We start from the raw sequence: 20,036 nt of genomic DNA on the forward strand, positions 1-20,036 counted from the left end.
GCGAGACGCCCGGCGGGATTGTCCGCCCCGGCTCCATCTGCTGGGTTCATGGCGCCTTCGTCTTGACGATGCGCAACTTCACCCCCGCCCGTTCGAGGCTCTGCGCCTGCGCATCGCCCAGGCCCTCGGTCACCAGCACGGCGTCGAAACTGGTCAGATCGTCGAAGACATGCAGCGCGATCCGGTCGAATTTTGCGTGGTCGACCAAAAGGATGCGCTTCACGGAGGCGGTCATCATCGCCTGCTTGACCCGCACGACATTCGGATCCTGGATGAAAGCAGTGGTTCCGGTGACGGCCGAAGCCGAACAGATCAGCACATTGGCGCGCAACTGCGCCACGGCGTTCTCGCAGACAATGCCGATATAGGCATTGTAAGTGGGATGATACTGGCCGCCGAGGCAGATGAAATCGATATCGTCCACATTGATCAATTGGCCCGCCGTCGAGACGCTGTTGGAAATGACGGTCAGCGGCTTGACGTCGAGCAGCAGCGTCGCGACCGCGTTTGCCGTCGATGAATCGTCCAGCATCACCACCTGGCCGGCCTCGATATAATCCAGTGCCGCCCGCGCCAGTGCATCCTTCTCGGCTCGATTGACGGTCACCCGGTAGCGGAAAGCGCTCTCGTAGAGGCCGGAAGGCTGGACCGTCACCGCACCGTGCAGCTTGCGCAGCACGCCCTGCTGCGCCAGCCGGTCGATATGCCGGTGGATGGTCATGCGCGACACGCCGAAATGCTCGACCAGATCATCGATGCGCACCTGGCCGAGCTTGATCACATAATCGGCGATCTCTTCGCGTCGTTCGTCGGCCTTGATCATGCGTTTACCCCCGCCAGCCTTTCGATATCAGGCCAATGCGACTTCAGCTGCTCGGCTATGCGGCAGTAGAGCGAAAACCGCTCATTGAACACAGCACTGGAGGCGGGCACGGTTTGGTACGTCCGCTCCGTCATGCCGACCTGCCTGGCGCCCTCTTGCGGCGTCTTGAACAAGCCGACCGCAGCACCTGCGCAAAGCGCGGCACCGAGGGCCGCGGTCTCATCCGTCGAGGTGACGGTGACCGGGGCGTTCAGCACGTCGGCAAACATCTGGACGAAAGCAGGATTGCGCGAACCGCCGCCGGTCAGGCGGATCTCGCTGACGGCAAAGCCGTCGCGCAAAGCCTCGACATGGGTGCGGTGATTGAAGGCGATGCCTTCCAGAACCGCCTTCAGCATGTCGCCGCGATTGTGCCAGCCATGCAGGCCGACAAAGCTGCCGCTGGCCAAATCGCCATAGGGAGAGCCGAACAGATAGGGATGAAACAGGATGGTCGAAGGCTTCTTCAACGCCGCGTCGATCTCTCCCGCCAGCAATTCGTGGAGGGAGCCGCCATCCGTCCTGTCTTGCTCCAAGCGACAGAAGGTGTCGAGAAACCAGTCGTAGTTCGCGGTCGAGGCCGGCGAGATCGACATGTTGTTCCAACGGCCCGCATCGATGGCGTTGCGGCAGAACCAACGCCGGTCGACGCGCGGTTGCGAAGAGACGACTTCATTGATGGAATAGGTGCCGGCGACGATGGCGAGCACGCCGTCTTCATGGCCGCCCATGCCAAGCGCCGAGGCGGCCACGTCGTGCAGGCCGCAGGCGACCGGTGTTCCCTTGCGAAGGCCGGTCCTTTCGGCGGCATCGGCTGTGACTTGACCGGCGATGTCAGCGGAATGCGCCACCGGCGGCAGCGCGTTGAACAGATCCTCCAACCCGAAGATGCGCAGCGCTTCAGGCGCATAGGCTTGCGTGCGAAAATCCGTGAATGAAGTGCTGGCCTCCGTGCGGTCGGTCCCGATCGTGCCGCTCAGGCAAAAGCGCAGCCAGTCCTTGCAGGCCAGCACATGGCCGATGCGGCCATAGCGATCAGGATCGTTCTGCTTAAGCCACGCCAGCAGCGCCGACGGCGCCGAAACATGCGGCGTCTGGCCTGTCGTCGCCAGCGCATCGGTGAAAACGGTACCGGCGAACCACCTGTCGACAATGTCGCCGGCGCGGCTGTCGAGCGACAGGATGCCTGGTCCCAAAGGCTGACGATCATGATCGAGCAGATAGAGACCATCGCCATGCGCGGTCGCCGCCACCGCCTTGATGTCTTCCGCCGGCCTGCCGGAGAGCGCGATCGCCTCCTTGATGGCGTCGGCGGTTGCTTGCCACAGGCCTGACATGTCGCGCTCCACCCAGCGCGCGTGGGGCATCGATTGCGGCACCCGGCGACGCGCCACGGACAATTGCGTGCCGTCGGCATCGAAGATGACCGCCTTGGTGACCGTGAGGCCGTTATCGATTCCGAGCAGGCTGGGCATGATCACCGCCTCTTTCAGCAACTGGCGATTGCTACAGGGCGATCCTGCAGTCTGATGCAAGGGCGAAACACATGGCGACAACCCCGATTGAGCAAGGGGGACAAACGGCAAAAGCACCTCGCCGCAACAAAGAACTCATATCTTTATGTGAATTTAACGTCAACATACGCGACAAAAAGGCTTCGGCGCCAGGGAGCCACGGATGGATCTCGCGGTTGCCGGAGCGACGCGTTGTCAGCTGCTAAGGCCGTCGCGGATGGCGCTGAAATAGCGGTCGGTTCCAACCTGCCCGCCCTTGAGCGCCACCTCCAGCCCATCGATCGCCTCAATACGCGAGTGAGCGACGCAAAGCGGCGAGCCCGGCGACGCCGGCAACGGCATCCGCACGGTCAGCGCATCGACGCCCATCTGGCCGAGCGCGTGGCTCGACGTATCGCCGCCGGCAACGACCACGCGCTGCAACTTCTGCTCGATGGTCAGCGCGCGAAGCAGTTCGCCGAGGCCCCGCCCGAGCTTGTGGCGGGCGCCTTCCTGGCGGTCGATTTCGCCCCCCCTGTTGGCCGCGGGTCCAAGGGCCGTGTAGAGAACGACGCTGCGCCCGGCTTCCAGACTGGCGCGACCGGCTGCCGTCGCGCGTGCGATCGCATCTCCGGAAGCTGCGGAGATCAGTTCGACGGGATCGACCTCGATGCCATCGAAGCCGTCGGTCAAAGCGTGCCGGATCTGTCGTTCGGTCGTCGGCGAACAACTGCCCGAGACGACCGCGATCCGGTCGGCAGCACCCGGCGGTGAAAATTTTGGTTCAGCTCTGACCGTCCCATTCGACACCCATTCGGCCAGCAACGCATATTCGATTCCGGACGAACCGACGACGAACGAACCGCCCGGCTTGCGAGCGCGCCATATCTCCTTGCCGGCAAGCGCCTGCGTCTCGAGGCTGTCGACATCGACAAGTACGATGTCGGTGCCCTCAGCGAGCAAGCGGTCGAAGGCTTCCGAGCGCGACACCGACTGCAACGTCGCGAGATCGACCAGCCCCGATGTGAGCTCCGTCTGCCGCGACAGATGGATCAGCAGGTCGGATTCATCCATCGGCGTCGTCGGGTGGCGGCTCATCACCGGATGGCGGTCGATGCGGAAATACTTTTCACGATAGGCCGCGAACAAATGTCCAAAGGCGGTGTAACGCTTGAGCTGCGGCGCCCCAACCAGCAGCGGCACGCTGTCCTGAGCGAAAACCGAGCGGCCGATCTCGATGGCGCGACCGATGCTGCCGATCGTCGGACTGGAATCGAAGGTCGAGCAGACCTTGTAGTGACAGATCGCGGCATTCAGCGTCTTCAGCCAAGCGAAGGCATCGCTCAGATGCGTGTCCATCCATTGTGGCGTCTCGCTGCGGCTGGTGCCGGCCAGGCCAACGGCTCGGCAATGTGCGAACTGCGCAAGCATGGCCGCGTCCGGCTGGCGCATGAACAGCACGGTCGGCACGCCGCCGAGTTCGAGCGCTTCCATGACGTCGGTCGAACCGGTGAGGTCATCGCCATAATAGCTGAGAAGCAGATCTTGCATCGCTTCAGGCCGCTTTGCCGTCGCCGAACTTTTCGATCGACCGCGCCAGTTCGGGATGGCTCAAGGCGAACTCCGCCAGCGGAATGCCGTCGACCGCCGCCTGCCAGGCTTGCTGCACGGCACGCACCCCGGCGCCCGGTCCATCCGGATGGCTGACGATGCCGCCGCCGCACAGATAGAGCAGATCGACCGTCCGGCCGGTCCGTTCATAGGTCTCGGGCGCTTGCCCGCCCCATTGGCCGGAGCCCGCCACAGGCAAGGCGCAATCCTCAGGCGCAAAAATCGGCGTCGTCACCGCCTTGAAGGACTCGACGAAAGACGCGTCCGGCTCCCAGTATTTCGATTGGATGCCGTTGATCTGGAACTGGTCGACGCCGAGCAGCCGCCAGAATTGCTGCCAGACCTTGAAGTCCATGCCGAGTCCGGGATGGCGGGTAAGAATGTCCCAGCCGTTGCGGTGGGCATGCAGCACCAGGCTGGAGCGTTTCCTCAGGAAAAGCATGCCGCCGAAGCCAATCGAGTTGATGTTGACCACCGCGCAATTTCCGCCGGCCTTGGCCACCAGATCGTGATTGCGCATCATCTCGTCCGGGTCGGCATGCGAGATGCCGAAGGCATACATCACCTTCTTGCCGGTCCTCTGCTCGTGGTCGAGGATCAGCGGCATGATTGCCTTTACCCGCTCCGCCAGCGGCGAATAGGCTGGGCTCATCAGCTTCTCATCGTCCTTGATGAAATCGACACCGGCGGCGATCAGCTCCCCCACCATTGCGGCGGTCTCGTGTGGCCGAAGCCCCAGCGCCGGCTTGACGATCGTGCCGATAATCGGTCGGTCCGCGACACCTGTTAGCCTGCGGCTGCCGGCGACGCCGAATTGCGGCCCTGGATGCGCGCCGCGGAATTGCTCCGGCAGCTTCATGTCGACAACGCGAATGCCGGACAGGCCCTTGATCGAGTAGGCGCCGCCGATGGCAATGGTCATCAGAGCCGACAGGTCGTGGCCGATGGCATCGAATGGAAAGGCGATGTCGACATCCGCGCGCTTGAACGGCCCGTTACCGGCCTCGGGAATGGAGGGGCGAAGTGCGTCCGGCAGGTGCCGGATGGCCAGGACGCGCGCGGCCACCCGGGCCTTTAGTTCCTCGGTTTCGCCGGGCAGCGCAACGAAGGTTCCGGTCGACTGGTCGCTGGCGATCTTGGCTGCCAGCGCCTCGATGCTGCCTGATGTTTCGATGCGGTAGGTGAGCGTGATCATGGTTCGTTGTCTGAGGCCGCAGGGGGTTCGAAAAGAGTTCCTTGATCGTCAGAATCTGGTATAATGAGTACATAAGCTTTGCAAGCAATATCCTGTCTTGCGGCTATGGCCGATCGGGGCGACGGCCATTCCGGGAATAGCTGTGGCAATGCTAGATAGAGATAGGTCAAGGGAGTGATTCGCGACGATGAACCGTTCGGAGCCGATCGTCCGGCGCAAACTTTCCGACGAAGTGTTTTTGCGGCTGAAGCGCCTGATCACCAGCGGAGAACTGACGCCGGGCGACGACATGCCGTCGGAGCGCGAGTTGATGGAGCGCTTCGAGGTCGGCCGTCCCGCGATCCGCGAGGCGATGCAGGCGCTGAGCAATATGGGCCTCGTCGCGATCTCGCATGGGGAACGCGCCAAGGTGCTCCAGCTGACCGCCAAGTCGATCATCAAGCAGGTCGACGGCGCAGCCAAGATCATCCTGTCGTCGTCGAAGGACACGTTGGAACACCTGAAAACGGCGCGCATCTTCTTCGAGCGCGGTATGGTCAGGGAAGCCGCCGAAAACGCCACTGCCGAGGACGTTGAGCAGCTGCGGGCCACAATTGCCGAACAGCGTGGCTTTCGCGGCGATTCCGAAGCCTTCATCTCCGCCGACATGAAGTTTCACACCCAGATCGCGGCGATCTCGGGCAACCCGATCTATATCGCCGTCAGCGAGGCGATGCTCGGTTGGCTGAAGGAATATCACACCGAAATGCTGATCTGGACCGGCAAGGAACAGTTCACGCTGACCGAGCATGAAGAGATCATCGGCCGCATTGAGAAGAAGGATGCCGACGGCGCCGAGAAGGCGATGATCAAGCACCTCGAGCGCTCGCGCGCGCTTTATGTGATGAACTCCGGCAACTGATTTCAGCCGATCCGCGTGATCGCGTAAGGGGTCATCACCAGTTGGCCTCGGCCAAACGCTGAGATGTCGACCGTCACGTCGTCCGCCGTCAGGTTCGCCAGCCACGCCACGGTCTTGCCCGAAGCGGAGCGGCCGGCCAGCGCCAGCACCTTGGTCTCGTCGCTCGTCCTTGCCGCAACATGGGCAAGGCCGGCCAGTTCGCAAAGCCCCTTGATGGCATCGAAGATCGGCCGAGGCGATCCTTCCGCGACGGGTTCGCCGGATGCTGCCAGCACGCCGAAGGGCCCGGCGAAGCCGGACAGCGTGAGCAGTTCCAGCCCGGCCGGCGCGACACGCGCGGCATAGCCGATCGCCCATGCGGCTGCGAACAGGCCGGCATGGCGAGGGTCGCGATCGGCCATGGCGATGCGCTGTCCCCCGGGATTGCCCTTGGTCGCGCCGCCATAGGGGTTCTGGCGCATGGCGATCGTCGATGGACCGATGCGGTAAGGCTTTTCCCCAAAGATCGCCCGCGCCGACGCGGTTATGGAGGGCAGCGCCTCCAGCGACTGCATGACGCTGAGATCGTCGGCGGCGTGCACGATCGGGCACGTGCAGTGAGTGACGAAATCGAGCAGGCCCCCCGGCACGCGCTTGCGGTTGAGCTCGGTGAAATAGCTGAACATGCCGCCGCCAAGCTTGATACCCGGAAAGGCGCGACGGGCAGCGGCATAGACGTCTTCCAGCGGCGGACAGTCCGGCCACGCGCTGCCCGGCGGCGTCGACTGCCGGTCGACCGAAGGCGAGACGGCAATGGCCGAAAGCTTCAACCCGGCTTGACGCACCATGTCGGCAACGCCTGACAGCTCGGCATCGAGGTCGCCCGCGCAGGCAACGACGCATTCCAGCGTCGTCTGCACCGGATAGGCGGCGGTGAGCCTTGCATAAGACTGCAATGCTTCGAGACCGTGGCCGCGCGTCGGATCGTAGTGGAAGACAAGTTGCTGCGGGCCGAGCTCGGTCAATGTCGAAAGATTTGCGAGCGCTGCTTCGACCTCATCCGGGTAGATGATCACGCCGAGATCCGGCAGCCTCTGCCCGGTCTCGCCGAGTTCGACGCTGACCGGTTCGGCGGCAGATGCTGCGGCCGGCATTCCCCCCTCGCCGGTGATGCGAAGCCTGACCGTCTGGCTTACAGTTTGGCCGGCCGGCAGCACATAGGGCCAAGGCAGCGCCAGTGGCCGCACATAGGTCTTGTAGGACGCGTCCGACCAGTTACGCTGGTCCTCCATCTCGAAAGTGTCGCCCTCCATCCGGCATTCGGCAGTGATGCCCGGCCGGACCTCATGGGTGATCGCGCGCAAATCCTTGAAAGGCTGCCAGGGATCGATCAACAGCGGCAGTTTCGTCGCCACCACGCTGCCGTCGGTATGCTCGACCGTCACCGCACTGCCGGCGAGGCCGGCGATCGGATGCAGGATGCAGAAACCGCAACGGTTGGTCTCGAAATCGCTTTCAGGGACCGCGCAGACGTCGAACACCAGGTTACCGTTGGCGGAGCCCTTGATCGTAGCGCGAAAGTCTAGCCGGCTTCCGCCCGGCGCTAAGCAAGTTGCGGAGTAGCTGACGGAGAAGCTGTCGGCGTCCTGATCGACGGCAAGGTCCGTCAGCGCCGGTTCATAGGTGCCCCAGTCGCGGTCGCGCACGATGTAGGCGATGGCGCGCAACACTTCGATGCCACCGTAACGGATGGTGCGCAGGTTGCCGTTGACAAAGTCGGCGCTGAGCAGACCGGCATTCAGCCTGACCGGCTCCGCCTCGACGGCATGCGTACCGTAGAGGAGGAAGGCGTCGGCTGTCATGTCAGCAAGCCATCCAGGTGGACAGGTTCGTGGCTCGCGGCGCCCAGATAGGCCGCCTCGACCAGCGCGAATGTCTTGAGGTTGTCGGCGCCCGAGGTCGCCGGCTCGGTTCCCTTTGCCAGGCAGTCGACCCAGTGCTGCTGGATGGCGACGACGCTCTCCTGGATGTTGTGCCATGGGCGCGATGCCCAGGCGAGTACGGGCGGCGAAACGTCGGTGATCTTCGTGCCGCTCCTGCCGGTGACGGTGAGCCGATATCCCTGCGCCAAGCGGATCGTGCCGTCGCTGCCGTCGATCTCGATCAGCGTTTCGGGAAACGGTTCGGTGGCGAGCTTCGTCGCGTAGCTACAGTCGACCACTGACGTCGCCCCGCTCTTGTGGTCCATCAGCATCGTCGCGACATCTTCGCCCGCGATGCCGGGGTTGATGCGCGCGGTTCGCGTCGTGATCGTCGACACGTCGCCCAGTAGAAAACGGGCGATGTCGAGACTGTGGATACCGAGGTCCTCGATGATGAAGCGCTTTCCCTTGGCGAGATAGGGCTGGCCGGAAAACACGTCATAGGCAGAGCGGAAGGAGATGCGCCCGAAGAACGGCGTGCCGATCTCGCCGCTGTCGAGCACGGCACGCACCGCCTGGATCGCCGACTGCCAGCGAAAATTCTCATGCACCATCAGCGGTACGCCGGCTTCCACGCAGGCCCTCACCATCGCCTTGGCGTCGGCAAGCGTCGGCGCGAACGGCTTTTGGCAAATCACCGGCACACGGTGCAGCGCCGCCATCTCGACCAGCGGACGATGGCTGGGAACGGTGGTGGCGATATCGACGAAGTCGAGGCTTTCGCTTGCAAACATCTCTGCCGCGTCGGTGTAGCGCTTCGCAATGCCGAACTGGTCGCCGATGATGCGCAGCCGCTCCGGGTCGCGGTCGCAAATGGCGACCATCGCGGCGCCTTCAATGTCGCGCCAGGCATGCATCTGGTTGATGGCAAAGAAGCCGCAGCCGATGAGCCCTCCCCGCAACTCCGCCATGCTCAGCCTGCCTTTGCCATCTGCATCAGCGTCACCCGGCTCTGCAGCCGGCGCTGCGCTTGGTCGACGACGACGGCGACGATGATGACAAGGCCCTTGATCACCATCTGCCAGAAGGAACTCACGCCCATCATCACCAACCCGTCCGAAAGAATGCCGATGACGAAGGCGCCGACAATGGTGCCGCCGATCGTGCCGCGCCCACCCGACATCGAGGTGCCGCCGAGCACCGCCGCCGCAATGGCGTTGAGCTCGAAACTTTCGCCTGTTGCCGGGTGCGAGGCCATCAGTTCGGACGAGATGATCAGGCCGACGATCGCCGCGCAGAAGCCGGAGAACATGTAGACGAACATTTTCACCATGTTGACACGAACGCCCGAAATTCGCGACGCCCGTTCATTGCCGCCGACGGCGAAGATGTGGCGGCCGAGCGGGGTGTATTTGGCGAGGTAGGCCGCCGCCAGCGCAACGACGATCAGTATCCAGATCGCCACCGGCAGGCCGAGCAGCCGCCCGGCGCCGAGGAAACCAAACCCGGTGGTGCCAAGCTCCGGCTTGCCGACGAGGTTGGGGAAGGTGCGGCCGTCCGACGACAGCAACGCCAGGCCGCGCGCGACATAGAGCACGCCGAGCGTGGCGATGAACGGCGCGACGTTCAGCCTGGTGATCAGCAGTCCGTTGACGGCGCCGATCAATATGCCGACCGCCAGCGTGATCAGCGCGATCTCGACGACGTTGAAATAGACGGTGTAGCCGAATTGCAGGTCGATGCCGTTGAGCACGAGGTAGCCGGCGACCATGCCGCACAGGCCGACGATCGAGCCGACTGAGAGATCGATGCCGCCGGTGATGATGACGAAGGTCATGCCCATGGCGAGGAAGGCGTTCAGCGCCACATGTTTCGACATCAGGATCAGATTGGCTGTCGACAGGAAATTCGGCGCCGCGATCGAGAAGAAGATCAAGACGGCGATCAGCGCGATGAAGGTCCTCGCCTTCATCAGCGTCAGCAGCAGCGAGCCGCTCGAAACGGAGGAGACAGCCGCCTTGGCCGGGATGTCAGTCATGGGTTCTCCGTGTGCGGGGCCGGTCCGTGGCCAAGTGCCGAGGCGGCGACAAGGGCTGCCTCCGTCGCCTCGGCGCGATCGAACATGCCCGTCAGTTTTCCATTGCTCATCACCGCGATGCGATCGGACAGCGCCATCACCTCATCGAGATCCGAGGTGGCGAACAGAATGCCGAGCCCGTCTCGCGACAGTTTGCGCATGGTGCGGAAGACGTCGGCCTTGGCGCCGACATCGATGCCACGGCTCGGCTCGTCCATCAGCAGCACCTTCGGCCCGGTGAGCAGCGCCTTTCCGATCACCACCTTTTGCTGGTTGCCGCCCGACAGCGATGAGACCTCCTGCGCCGGGTCGGCGACCTTGATCGCCAGTTCCCGCACCATCTGCGTCACCGCCTGCTTCTCGTGGCCGCCGCGAATGTGAAACAGGCGGACAAAACGCGACAGGCTGGCCAGTGTCAGATTGCTCGCGACGGACAGGATCGAGACTAGCCCTTCGCGTTGGCGGTCTTCGGGGATCAGCGCCAGCCCGCGCCGGATACGCCGCGTCGTGTCGCGCTCCTTGACCTTTTTGCCGGCGATGAAGATCGCGCCGGTCGCCTGGCCATGGCGGCCCATGATGCAGTCTAACAGCTCGCTCCGCCCGGCGCCCATCAGGCCGTATATGCCGAGGATCTCGCCGGCGCGCAGCGACAGCGAGACGTGATCGACCGCCAGCCCGCCGGTCGCGCGCGGCAGGCAGATGTCCTCGGCGCGGAATATCTCTTCGCCAGGAACATGGCCGTCGGCCTTGGCGAAATCCTTGGCGTCGGAGCCGATCATCTGCCGCACGATCCACCGGGTGTCGACGTTCTTCATCTCCTCCTGGCCGGTGATGTGCCCATCGCGCAGCACGGTGATGTAGTCGCCGATGCGGATCAGTTCTTCCAGCCGGTGCGAGATGTAGACGATCGCCACGCCGCGCGCCTTGAGGTCGGCGATCACCTTGAACAGGATCTCGACTTCCGCCGCACTGAGCGCCGAGGTCGGCTCGTCCATGATCAGGATGCGCGCATCGAGCGAAACCGCCTTGGCGATCTCGACCAGCTGCTGCTGGCCGATGCGCAGATCCTCGACCAGCATGTCGGGCCTTATCCCGGCCTGCAGGCGTTCGAGAAATTGCGCCGCGCGACGCTCCTGCTCCTTGCGGTCGATCTTGCGGAACCGGTTGGTGATCTCGCGCGTGGCGAAGATGTTCTCGGCGACGGTCATATTGCCAAACAGGTTCAGCTCCTGGAACACCATGCCGATGCCGCGGTTCACCGCGTCGCCCGATGACGAGAAGGAGACCTCCTCCCCTTCCAGGAGGATCCGGCCGAGCGTCGGCTGTTCGACGCCGGCGATGATCTTCATCAGCGTCGATTTGCCGGCGCCGTTTTCGCCGACCAGCACATTGACGGCGCCCTTGCGCACCTCGAAATTCGCGCGCTTGACCGCGACGGTGCCGGAATAGACCTTGCAGACGTCCTCCAGTTTCAGGATGACATCGTGAGCAACCGCAGCGCTCATGGCTTCGGCCCGATTTCTGCCTCCGCCGGCGTCACCAGCGGCAGGTCCTGGCCGTTTTCGAGCGTATAGGCGCCGAGGACCTTGGCGGTCCGGCCCTCCAAGGCGTCACGCGGCAGTTTGGCAAGCACGGCCTTGACGGCATAGGCGTTGAACGCCTTGCCGAACTGGGCGAAGTCGATCTGGTTGGTAAAATCGTTGAACTGGATGAAATCGAGGCTGTCGCGCAGCGCGGTTCCGCGCATCGCCGGTCCGATCTGTACCCGCGCATCGGCCTTGCCGTCGCCGTCGACATCGACATCCATGGTCGCTGCCCGCGACTGCGTGTTGGCGGCGATGATCTTGCCCTCGACGCGAACCGCGAAGGTCCATGGCGAATTCGCCTGCTTCTTCGGATTGCCATATTTGGCGCCGGCGGAAGCAGGATCGGTTTTCGCCAGAGCGTGGACTTCGGCAAACGGCCCGGCTTTCTGCTGGAGGTAAGGCACGACCTTCGCCGCCCATATCTCCTCGACCATCTTGTCCGGATTGAAGGCGGCGGCGCTGCCGCTGTCCCCCGAGGGCGTCGGCAGGATCTTGCAGGCGGTCAGGCTGATGCCGACTGCAACGACAAGGATCGGCCAGTTCGGCTTGTTGTTCAGCATGATGGTTTGTTGTTCAGCATGGTGGTCGGCACCCACGGAAAATGGCGACGAGGGACGACCCTTGGGTCGCCCCTCGCTATTCATGTCACGCCGGCTCAGTTGGTCAGCGCAAACGTTTCCAGCTTGGCAGCATTGTCACCATTGACCAAGACGCAGTCCATCAGCTGCTTTTCCTTGGCCGGCGACTTCTTGTTCTTGATGAAGTCGTTGGCCTGCTCGACCGCCATCTGCGCCTGCGCATAGGCCGGCTGCAGGACGGTTGCCTTGATGCCGCCCGCGGTGATGGAGTCGCGCACGTCGTTGGATCCGTCGAAGCCAACGACGATGACGTCCTTGCGGTTCGCCGCAACCAGCGCCGCATACGCGCCCATCGCCATGGTGTCGTTGCCGGAGATGACGCCCTTGATATCCGGGTTGGCCTGCAGGATCGATTCCATCTTGGAATAGGCTTCCGTCTGGCTCCAGTTGGCCGATTGCTGGGCGACCATCTTCAGATCCGGATAATCGTCGATGACGTCATGATAGCCCTTCGAGCGAATGCCGGCATTGGTGTCGGATTCCTTGCCGACCAGCTCGACGAAATTGCCCTTCTCGCCCATCAGCTTGACGAACTCCTGCGCGCCGAGCTGGGCGCCCTGGTAGTTGTTGGAGACGATCTGAGCCACGGCGACGCCGGTGGCGTTGATCTCGCGATCGATCAGGAACGACGGCACGCCCGCGTCCTTGGCCTTCTGCACGGCAGCGACAGTGGCGTCGGCGCCGGCATTGTCGAGGATGATCGCCTTGGCGCCGCGACCGATCGCGGTGTCGATCAATTCGGACTGCTTGTTGGCATCGTCGTCATGGACGAGCACAAGCGCTTCGTAGCCGAGTTCCTTGGCCTTGGCTTCGGCGCCGACGGCTTCCGCCTTGAAGAACGGATTGTCGTGCGAGGGCGTGATGATGGCAATGAGGTCGGCCGCATAGGCGGGTACCGCCGTGCCAAGCGCCAGCATGCCGGCGAACGCCGCAAGTGTCATTCTGCGTGTGAGTTTCATGATGTCCTCCCGTTTGAAAAATTGCCTTGATCAATCAAGGCCTCTGCATTCGAATTCGTCGCGCAGCGCGGGCCGCCGATCGGTTCGGGCTGAAATGCCGTTGCCGGCTTCCCAAACGATCGCTGCTCCCCCGCCGTCCCTCCACTCGCCCAGGCTTCGTACTTCCCGCGGACCCTTGCTCAAGCCATCAACACCTAAGCCAACTGGTATGATGAGTCAATCATGAATTGAGGTGACGTGTGCCCACCGAGCAGAAACATCTGGGCGTCATGGCGGGTGTGTCGAGCCATCGAGGCGCTCCGGCAAGCCCCCCGACTCGGCCTGTCTCAGGTAATGCGCCGAATGCTCGCGGCGATCTCTTCCGGCTCGAACACCCGCTTCCAGTCGTCGCGCATCAGCACCGGCTTGCCGAATTCGATCGCCTTGTTGCAGGCATCCGAGAATACGCCCTTGGTCTCGCCGAAAATCACGGCGCCGAGCACGTTCATGTGGCCGAGCAGGAAATCGAGCGCCGCCTGTTGGTCGACGCCTCGCGCGACGACCTCGTCGACGGCTTCCTTCATGACGACAAGCAGTGACGCGCACACCGTCTCCGATAGACCGGGCTCCAGCAGCGCCATCTGTTCGACGGTGACACGGTGCGAGCGCATGACCGGCGCCCAGATGATTTTTGCGACCGCCTCGCCCTTGGCGTAGTCCGCTTCCGGCCCCTGCATCAGCGCGCTGACCATATGCTGCTTGGCCTTGACGCCGCCAAAATAATCCTTCTTGGCCGCCATGTCGGTCTCGTCGTTGAAGATCGGCGGATGACAGGGATGGGTGACGAAATAGGTCAGGTCCGGCCGGTTGGGCAGATGGCCGGCGAAGGGTGCGGCCGCGTCGAGCACTATCACCATCGTGCCAGGCGCGAGCTTGCTCTCGATATCAGCCGCCACCTTGCCGATATGCGTGTCGGGAACGGCCAGGATGACGATATCCGCCCCGTCCAGCGCCGCATCGGCACTGACCGCGTCGAAGCCCAGTCCGGTCTTCAGCCGATCGCGGCCGGCCTCGCTGACCTCGACATGGCGTACCGTGTAGGGCGATCCGCGAAAATTGGTCGACAGGCGGAAACCCATTTTGCCGCCGGCACCGAACAGCGCAATCGTCGTCATCTATCCCTACTCCCGCTTTGAACGACGGCCGCGCCGATCGTCATGTTATTAACTGGTATAATCACCTTACCACGAATTGAGGAGTTGAACAGGGCTTTGATGAGGCCATGCGGTCGTCTGTTTGGCATTCCGCTCGCACGTGGCGGGCCTATAGCTGCCTGGGTCCCTGGTCTTCCCAGCCCGAAAACTATCCCTGCGCCGCGAGTTCTCGTAGCGCCTTCAGGATCCAGTCACGCGCCGGCGTCCTTCTTCAACCAGGTGAAACCGGTAGCGATCGCGTATGAACTCGTTGAAAAATTGCCCTTTCGAGAAGGCGGCGCGGAACGCCGCATAGGTCTCGGGCTCGACCTCTTCATAGTCGTAGCGGGCTCCGCTCGGGACGAACCAGACCGAGAGGATTTTCGTCGACGGGTCGTAGTGGGTGTTGCGAATGGCAGTGGACGGCATGTCGAAAATCCTGCTTCGTCCCCAAATCTTTCGCCCCAAATCCTGCTTCGAACATGCGTAATGCCGCAACGATGCGGAGGTTCCGTCAGGGAGGCGCACCACAACGCCGAAAATCTTGCCCGGGCCGCGAGGCTTCCTATCTCTCCGTCAGATGTCACAGACGAAATCCAGTACAACAGCGTATGCCAGCCAGGGCGATCTCTTCGGCGCGGCCGACACGCTGCCGGAAGGATTTTCTTACCGGCCTAGCCTGATCACAACGGACGAAGAGGCGGAACTGGTCCGTCACCTCAATGAACTGTCCTTCAAGCCGTTCGATTTCCATGGCCATATTGCCAACCGGCTGGTCGCCGGCTTCGGCTGGCGCTACGACTACGACCGGCGACAGGTCGTCGAAGCGCCGCCCATCCCGAAATTCCTGCTGCCGCTTCGCGACAAGGTCGCGGATTTTGCCGGCAGGCAGGCCACGGAATTCGCGCAAGTGCTCATCAACGAGTATCGGCCGGGCGCGGGCATAGGTTGGCATCGCGACAAGCCGCATTTCGATCTCGTCGCCGGCGTCTCGCTGCTGGCGCCCTGCAGCTTTCGGCTGCGCCGCAAAAACGGCTCCAAATGGGATCGCGAGACGATCGAGGTCGAACCGAGGTCCCTCTATCTCATGGACGGTCCGGCGCGCCACGAGTGGGAGCACAGCATTCCGCCGGTCGCCGGTCACCGCTACTCCATCACGCTGCGCACTCTTAAATAGGCGATACTCCAAGCCACGCAGCAGCCGCTCTGGAAGGCCGAGCGCTGTTGTGCTTCGATTGCACATGAGCGTTGACCGCAGCAGAATTTTAGTTACCCGCGTAGCGCCCTTTCTGTGGGCATGCCTGTCCTGCCTGCTGGCTCTGCAGTGGCTCGTCGACCTTGGCATGGTCGGCTTTCCCGACGGATACATAACGCCCTATGCAAGAGCAACGAGCACGCTGTTGCATGTCCTTGTCTGGGCGTGCCTGGCTCAAAGTCTCTACTTCGCTTGCCGAGCCTTGCTTGGCAAACGCTTCGAGCCTGCTCCTCTCTTCCTGCAAATCCTGATCGCCGCCGCACTGACTGTCGTGCCGGCATTCATCGTAAAACACTGTCCGCGGTCTCAGGTATGCAGCAACATCTATGAAGCGCTCACGAATACGATGATGGACGACGGCACCGGCGGATGACGTTGTGTCTCCAGTAACTGACGAGAGTTAGAACTTTGGCGTCGCGCCGCGCGGTGGCGGTAAAACCTGGAGGAACCATGCGAAAGATCCTGGCATCGATGCTGCTGTTCGCGGCAGCGCTATCTGCAAACCCCGCTCGGGCGCTGGACAGTACCATCCCGCCGGTTGTCGTCACACCGCTTGCCGATCGCAGCCAGACGGCGTCCGGCCAGCCGATCGTGCTGCCGCAGAAAAATGTCCAGGTCCTGGTTTCAACCTATGACATTGCGGTCGGTGCCACTCTGCCGGTGCACAAGCACCCGTTTGCCCGCTACGCCTATGTCGAGGCCGGGACACTCAAAGTGACGAATGTCGAGACCGGCAACAGCAACACCTACAAGACGGGCGATTTCATCATCGAGATGATCGGCCAGTGGCACCAGGCCACCAACATCGGCGACGGCCCGGTCAAGCTGCTGGTCATCGACCAGGTCGAACAAGGCGCCAAGAACACGGTGCTGCGCCAGTAATTGCGGATCGGCCGGGTTGCCGGGCTGGCCCAAGCAGCGACTGGCTGTTCCGGCTTCCCCACCAACCGAGCCGATGCTAGGGCTGGCCGTCATGCAATCATAAAGGATCGCCCCTTGGTCGGAAATGCTCGCCCCCTGATCGAAATCTGCGTCGAAGGCATCGATGGACTGCTGGCTGCGCAGGCCGCCGGCGCCGACCGGGTCGAGCTCTGCGCCAGCCTGGTCGAAGGCGGCATCACGCCCAGCCTCGGCACGGTGCGCGCCGCACTCGAGAGCGCGACAATTCCCTTCCATGTCATCGTGCGGCCGCGCGGCGGCGATTTCCTCTACAGCGAGGCCGAATACAGCTCGATGCTCGCCGATGTCGCAGCGCTTCGTGACCTCGGCGTCGCCGGCGTCGTCGTCGGTTGCCTCGATGCCGACGGCACCATCGATGAAACCCGCATGGGCGCGCTGGTCCATGCCGCCGGTCCGCTCGCCGTCACCTGCCACCGCGCCTTCGACATGACCCGCGACCCGGCCGAGGCGCTGGAAGCGCTGATCCGCTGCAAGGTCGGCCGCGTGCTGACCAGCGGCCAGAGGGACACCGCGGTGGAAGGCGCCGGCCTGTTGGCGGATCTCGTCCGCCAGGCCGACGGCCGCATCATCATCCTCGGCTGCGGCGCGCTGGACCCCGAAAACATCGCCGGGGTGCTGGCATCAACCGGGCTGACGGAAATGCACTTCGCCGCGCTCAAGGATGTACCGAGCGCCATGGCCTACCGCAACCCGCAAGTCGGCATGGGCGGCGGCGATCTCGACCGCGAATACCGCACCACAGTCACCGATGGGGCGCTGGTTGCCGCGACGATTGCGGCGGCCAGAGCATGATGAGCGAAGCCGTGACTGGGCCGTCGCCGATCAGCCGTGTCTCGCCTCAGGACGAAGCGGCCATCCTCGCACTCAACAATGAGCACGCCGCCGAACTGTCATGGCTCGAGCCCGAACGGCTGTCCTTCCTGCTTGGCGAAGCGTTTTACGTCAGGCGCATCGGCACGCTCGAAGCCTTCATCATGACCTTCGACCAGAATGCGGCCTACGACAGCCCGAATTTCCTCTGGTTCCGCGAGCGCTATCCACGCTTCGTCTATGTCGACCGCGTCGTCGTCGCGGCGCAAGCGCGCGGCCGCGGCCATGCCCGCCGGCTCTACGAGGATCTGTTCGGGGAAGTCGCCCGCGCGGGCCACAGCATCGTCACCTGCGAGGTGAATGCCGAACCTCCCAATCCGGCTTCGGACGCCTTCCATGCCGCGCTTGGCTTCGCCGAGGTCGGCGACGCGGTGATCCATGGCGGCAAGAAGGCGGTGCGCTACTACCTCAAGGAGATCGCCGGCTGATGGGTCGCTGGCTGATGATCGGCAAGCAGATCGTCGCGGCAGCATAAGATTAGGAGTCCGTAGCCCTCACCAATTCCGGTTCAGCCAGGCCCGCGCGGGCTTCTCGACCAGATAGTAGCTGCATAGTGCACAGGCGAAGACAGCCGCCAGCATCGGGATCGGCGCACTGCCCTGCTCGGCGACGAATTTGTAGAAGGGCTGTTGCCAGAGATAGAGCGAGTACGACCATAGCCCGATCATCACCATCGGCCTGGATGAAAGCAGGCCGGTAAGATGCCAGTTGCTGGTGTCCAGCGTATTCACGGCAAGCGCCAGCAACGGCACCGCCAGTAGGTAATGGATCGGCGTCGGCACCGGATCGAGGAACAGCAATATAGCCGCCGCCGCCGACACGAGGCTGACATAGGGGCTCTTCAGGAATGCCGGCAGCCGATCATCGTGCTTGAGCAGGCAGATCGATGCCGACAGCAGGATCGAGGCGATATGCACATCGGTGCGCCAATAGCTGTGCTCGTAATCCATGCCGAGTGCCCAGTACGAAATGGCGCCATTGGCCATCGCCAGCAGCGACAGCGTCACCAGCAGCCGAACGACATTACCCCGCCCGGTCACCACCACGCTGATCAGCGCCAGGATGATGTAGGCATGCTCTTCCACGCATAGCGACCAGATGTGGTCGAGCGCGCCGGCGCGGGTGATGAGAATTCCGGCATAGTTGTAGGTGAATGTCAGCGCGGTCAGCGCCGCCTTCCATTTGAAGGCGATAAAGGTGCCGGAGAGCCCGATCATGGCTGATATCACGAACACCAAAAGCGCGGGATAGATGCGCGAAAAGCGGCGCTTGAAGAATTTTTTCAGCGGGAAGCGTTCGATGAACAGTATCTCGCCCATCAGCCGGCCTGAGAGCACGAAGAAGAACTCGACGCCGAGCACGCCGAGATTGATCCCGGGAACGGGGAAGAAATGGCCGATCAGCACCAGTGCGATCGAAAGCCCGCGCCAGCCATCGAGATAGGCCAGTCTTGCTCTAGCTGCTTTGTCGGCTGTGGCCCGCGGCAGGGCAACAGACGCTGCGGAGATGTCGGCCATGCCCGTCCTTCGCACTCAAGAACCGATGCAGCGCGCATCGCTGCGCCACGGATTCGCCTCGTATTCCCGCCCGGTTTATATTGCAGTGCGGGATAACTTTGTGCAAGTGCGAAGCTTTGAGATTGGCGCGTGTTGGCGCCAACGTTTGTGATCGCAAAAAAGAAAGGGGCCGCAATGGCCCCTTCCCGTCTCGAATTGGCACTGTTCAACCGTTGGCGGCGTTCACCGCGCGCTTGGCCATCACGGCGATCAAATTGGCGCGGTATTCGGCCGAAGCGTGGAGGTCGGTCATCAAATTCTTCGCCGGCACTTTCACGCCGTCGAGCGCCGATGCGGCAAAATTCTTCGCCAGTGCTGCTTCGATCTCCTTCGAGCGGAACACACCGTCATCGCCGGCGCCGGTAACGGCAACGCTGACCCCGTCCTTGCCCTTTGCCACGAACACGCCGACGATCGCATAGCGCGAGGCCGGGTTGCGGAATTTTTCGTAAGCAGCCTTGGCCGGCGCGGTAAAACTCACCGCGGTGATGATCTCGCCTTCTTTCAGCGCCGTTTCGAACAGGCCGGTGAAGAATTTCGCGGCTGAAATCTCGCGCTTGTTGGTGACGATGGTGGCGCCCAGCGCCAAGAGCGCCGCCGGATAATCGGCGGCTGGGTCGTTGTTGGCGACCGAGCCGCCGATCGTGCCCTTGTGGCGCACCGCCGGATCGCCAATCAGCGACGCAAGGTGCGCAAGCGCCGGACAGGCCTTCCGCAGCTTCTCGTCATTGGCGACGTCGTAATGGGTTGTGGCGGCGCCGATGGTGACGGTCTTGCCCGACACCTTGACGCCTTGCAGCTCCCTGATCCGCGACAGGTCGATCAGGTCGGACGGTGCGGCGAGCCGCGTCTTCATCGCCGGGATCAGCGTCATGCCGCCTGACAAAAGCCTGGCGTCGCCGCTCTTCACCAGCTTGGCGGCGTCGGCGACCGAGGCGGCGCGGTGGTAGTTGACTGCGTACATGGGATCCTCCCCTGAAGTGGTTAGGCAGTAGTAAGT

20 protein-coding genes are annotated in these 20,036 nt (G+C 63.1%); 6 read left to right on the forward strand and 14 right to left on the reverse strand.

The window, feature by feature from the left end:
* Positions 1 to 46: 46 nt before the first annotated feature.
* The 4 genes from X727_RS158255 to oiaX all read right to left on the reverse strand — a co-directional run bounded on the left by X727_RS158255 (position 47) and on the right by oiaX (position 5,161).
* Positions 47 to 823, reverse strand: a complete 777-nt coding sequence (locus tag X727_RS158255) for a DeoR/GlpR family DNA-binding transcription regulator (RefSeq protein WP_023672603.1) — start codon at positions 821 to 823, stop codon at positions 47 to 49.
* Positions 820 to 2,337 carry an FGGY-family carbohydrate kinase gene (locus tag X727_RS158250; RefSeq protein WP_023833800.1) on the reverse strand — a complete coding sequence of 506 codons (1,518 nt, stop codon included), beginning with the start codon at positions 2,335 to 2,337 and terminating at the stop codon, positions 820 to 822. The genes X727_RS158255 and X727_RS158250 overlap by 4 nt, the downstream gene beginning before the upstream one ends.
* Positions 2,338 to 2,571: 234 nt before the next feature.
* A complete protein-coding gene (locus X727_RS158245) occupies positions 2,572 to 3,906 on the reverse strand; it encodes a four-carbon acid sugar kinase family protein (RefSeq protein WP_023833801.1) in 1,335 nt (444 codons plus the stop codon).
* A gap of 4 nt (positions 3,907 to 3,910) precedes the next feature.
* Entirely contained in the window at positions 3,911 to 5,161 is a 1,251-nt protein-coding gene (gene oiaX / locus X727_RS158240) for a 3-oxo-isoapionate-4-phosphate decarboxylase OiaX (protein WP_023833802.1), read from the reverse strand.
* A 187-nt stretch (positions 5,162 to 5,348) separates the two neighbouring features.
* Here oiaX and X727_RS158235 point away from each other — a divergent pair, with 187 nt between their 5' ends.
* Positions 5,349 to 6,062 (forward strand): transcriptional regulator NanR, encoded by a 714-nt coding sequence (locus tag X727_RS158235; RefSeq protein WP_023672607.1) that lies wholly within the window; start codon positions 5,349 to 5,351, stop codon positions 6,060 to 6,062.
* A 2-nt stretch (positions 6,063 to 6,064) separates the two neighbouring features.
* Here the strand turns inward: X727_RS158235 and X727_RS158230 are convergent, their stop codons facing one another.
* The 8 genes from X727_RS158230 to X727_RS158195 form a co-directional block, all read right to left on the reverse strand.
* Entirely contained in the window at positions 6,065 to 7,903 is a 1,839-nt protein-coding gene (locus X727_RS158230) for a hypothetical protein (RefSeq protein ID WP_023833803.1), read from the reverse strand.
* Positions 7,900 to 8,934 (reverse strand): Gfo/Idh/MocA family oxidoreductase, encoded by a 1,035-nt coding sequence (locus X727_RS158225; RefSeq protein ID WP_023681700.1) that lies wholly within the window; start codon positions 8,932 to 8,934, stop codon positions 7,900 to 7,902. The genes X727_RS158230 and X727_RS158225 overlap by 4 nt, the downstream gene beginning before the upstream one ends.
* A 2-nt stretch (positions 8,935 to 8,936) precedes the next feature.
* Positions 8,937 to 10,001, reverse strand: coding sequence for an ABC transporter permease (locus tag X727_RS158220; RefSeq protein WP_023688190.1), 1,065 nt, complete (start codon positions 9,999 to 10,001; stop codon positions 8,937 to 8,939).
* Positions 9,998 to 11,545 carry a sugar ABC transporter ATP-binding protein gene (locus X727_RS158215; RefSeq protein WP_023833804.1) on the reverse strand — a complete coding sequence of 516 codons (1,548 nt, stop codon included), beginning with the start codon at positions 11,543 to 11,545 and terminating at the stop codon, positions 9,998 to 10,000. Before X727_RS158215 ends, X727_RS158220 begins: the two co-directional genes overlap by 4 nt.
* A complete protein-coding gene (locus tag X727_RS158210; protein WP_023688188.1) occupies positions 11,542 to 12,186 on the reverse strand; it encodes a DUF2291 family protein in 645 nt (214 codons plus the stop codon). The genes X727_RS158215 and X727_RS158210 overlap by 4 nt, the downstream gene beginning before the upstream one ends.
* Before the next feature lie 95 nt (positions 12,187 to 12,281).
* On the reverse strand, positions 12,282 to 13,223 hold the full coding sequence (locus X727_RS158205) for a D-ribose ABC transporter substrate-binding protein (RefSeq protein WP_023681704.1): 942 nt from the start codon (positions 13,221 to 13,223) through the stop codon (positions 12,282 to 12,284).
* 326 nt (positions 13,224 to 13,549) lie between these two features.
* Entirely contained in the window at positions 13,550 to 14,377 is an 828-nt protein-coding gene (locus X727_RS158200; protein WP_023710721.1) for a phosphogluconate dehydrogenase C-terminal domain-containing protein, read from the reverse strand.
* A gap of 219 nt (positions 14,378 to 14,596) precedes the next feature.
* Complete coding sequence (locus X727_RS158195; protein WP_023681706.1) at positions 14,597 to 14,824, reverse strand: KTSC domain-containing protein; 228 nt, start codon at positions 14,822 to 14,824, stop codon at positions 14,597 to 14,599.
* A gap of 151 nt (positions 14,825 to 14,975) precedes the next feature.
* On the opposite strand from X727_RS158195, the gene X727_RS158190 reads away from it, so the two are divergent.
* The 5 genes from X727_RS158190 to X727_RS158170 all read left to right on the forward strand — a co-directional run bounded on the left by X727_RS158190 (position 14,976) and on the right by X727_RS158170 (position 17,908).
* Positions 14,976 to 15,572: an alpha-ketoglutarate-dependent dioxygenase AlkB gene (locus X727_RS158190; protein WP_023833805.1), complete on the forward strand. Its 597-nt coding sequence runs from the start codon at positions 14,976 to 14,978 to the stop codon at positions 15,570 to 15,572.
* Positions 15,573 to 15,636: 64 nt separating this feature from the next.
* Positions 15,637 to 16,023, forward strand: a complete 387-nt coding sequence (locus tag X727_RS158185; RefSeq protein WP_023739051.1) for a hypothetical protein — start codon at positions 15,637 to 15,639, stop codon at positions 16,021 to 16,023.
* Positions 16,024 to 16,100: 77 nt separating this feature from the next.
* On the forward strand, positions 16,101 to 16,532 hold the full coding sequence (locus tag X727_RS158180) for a cupin domain-containing protein (protein ID WP_023681708.1): 432 nt from the start codon (positions 16,101 to 16,103) through the stop codon (positions 16,530 to 16,532).
* A 114-nt stretch (positions 16,533 to 16,646) separates the two neighbouring features.
* Complete coding sequence (locus X727_RS158175) at positions 16,647 to 17,402, forward strand: copper homeostasis protein CutC (RefSeq protein WP_023697648.1); 756 nt, start codon at positions 16,647 to 16,649, stop codon at positions 17,400 to 17,402.
* On the forward strand, positions 17,402 to 17,908 hold the full coding sequence (locus tag X727_RS158170; RefSeq protein ID WP_023701701.1) for a GNAT family N-acetyltransferase: 507 nt from the start codon (positions 17,402 to 17,404) through the stop codon (positions 17,906 to 17,908). The genes X727_RS158175 and X727_RS158170 overlap by 1 nt, the downstream gene beginning before the upstream one ends.
* 66 nt (positions 17,909 to 17,974) lie before the next feature.
* Here the strand turns inward: X727_RS158170 and X727_RS158165 are convergent, their stop codons facing one another.
* Together X727_RS158165 and X727_RS158160 are read right to left on the reverse strand one after the other, a co-directional pair.
* Complete coding sequence (locus X727_RS158165) at positions 17,975 to 18,997, reverse strand: acyltransferase (RefSeq protein ID WP_023833806.1); 1,023 nt, start codon at positions 18,995 to 18,997, stop codon at positions 17,975 to 17,977.
* Between the two features lie 205 nt (positions 18,998 to 19,202).
* Positions 19,203 to 20,000, reverse strand: coding sequence for a xanthine dehydrogenase family protein subunit M (locus X727_RS158160; RefSeq protein WP_023833807.1), 798 nt, complete (start codon positions 19,998 to 20,000; stop codon positions 19,203 to 19,205).
* Positions 20,001 to 20,036 lie beyond the last annotated feature (36 nt).

This window comes from Mesorhizobium sp. L103C105A0 (assembly GCF_000502215.1).
Taxonomy (GTDB): Bacteria; Pseudomonadota; Alphaproteobacteria; order Rhizobiales; family Rhizobiaceae; genus Mesorhizobium.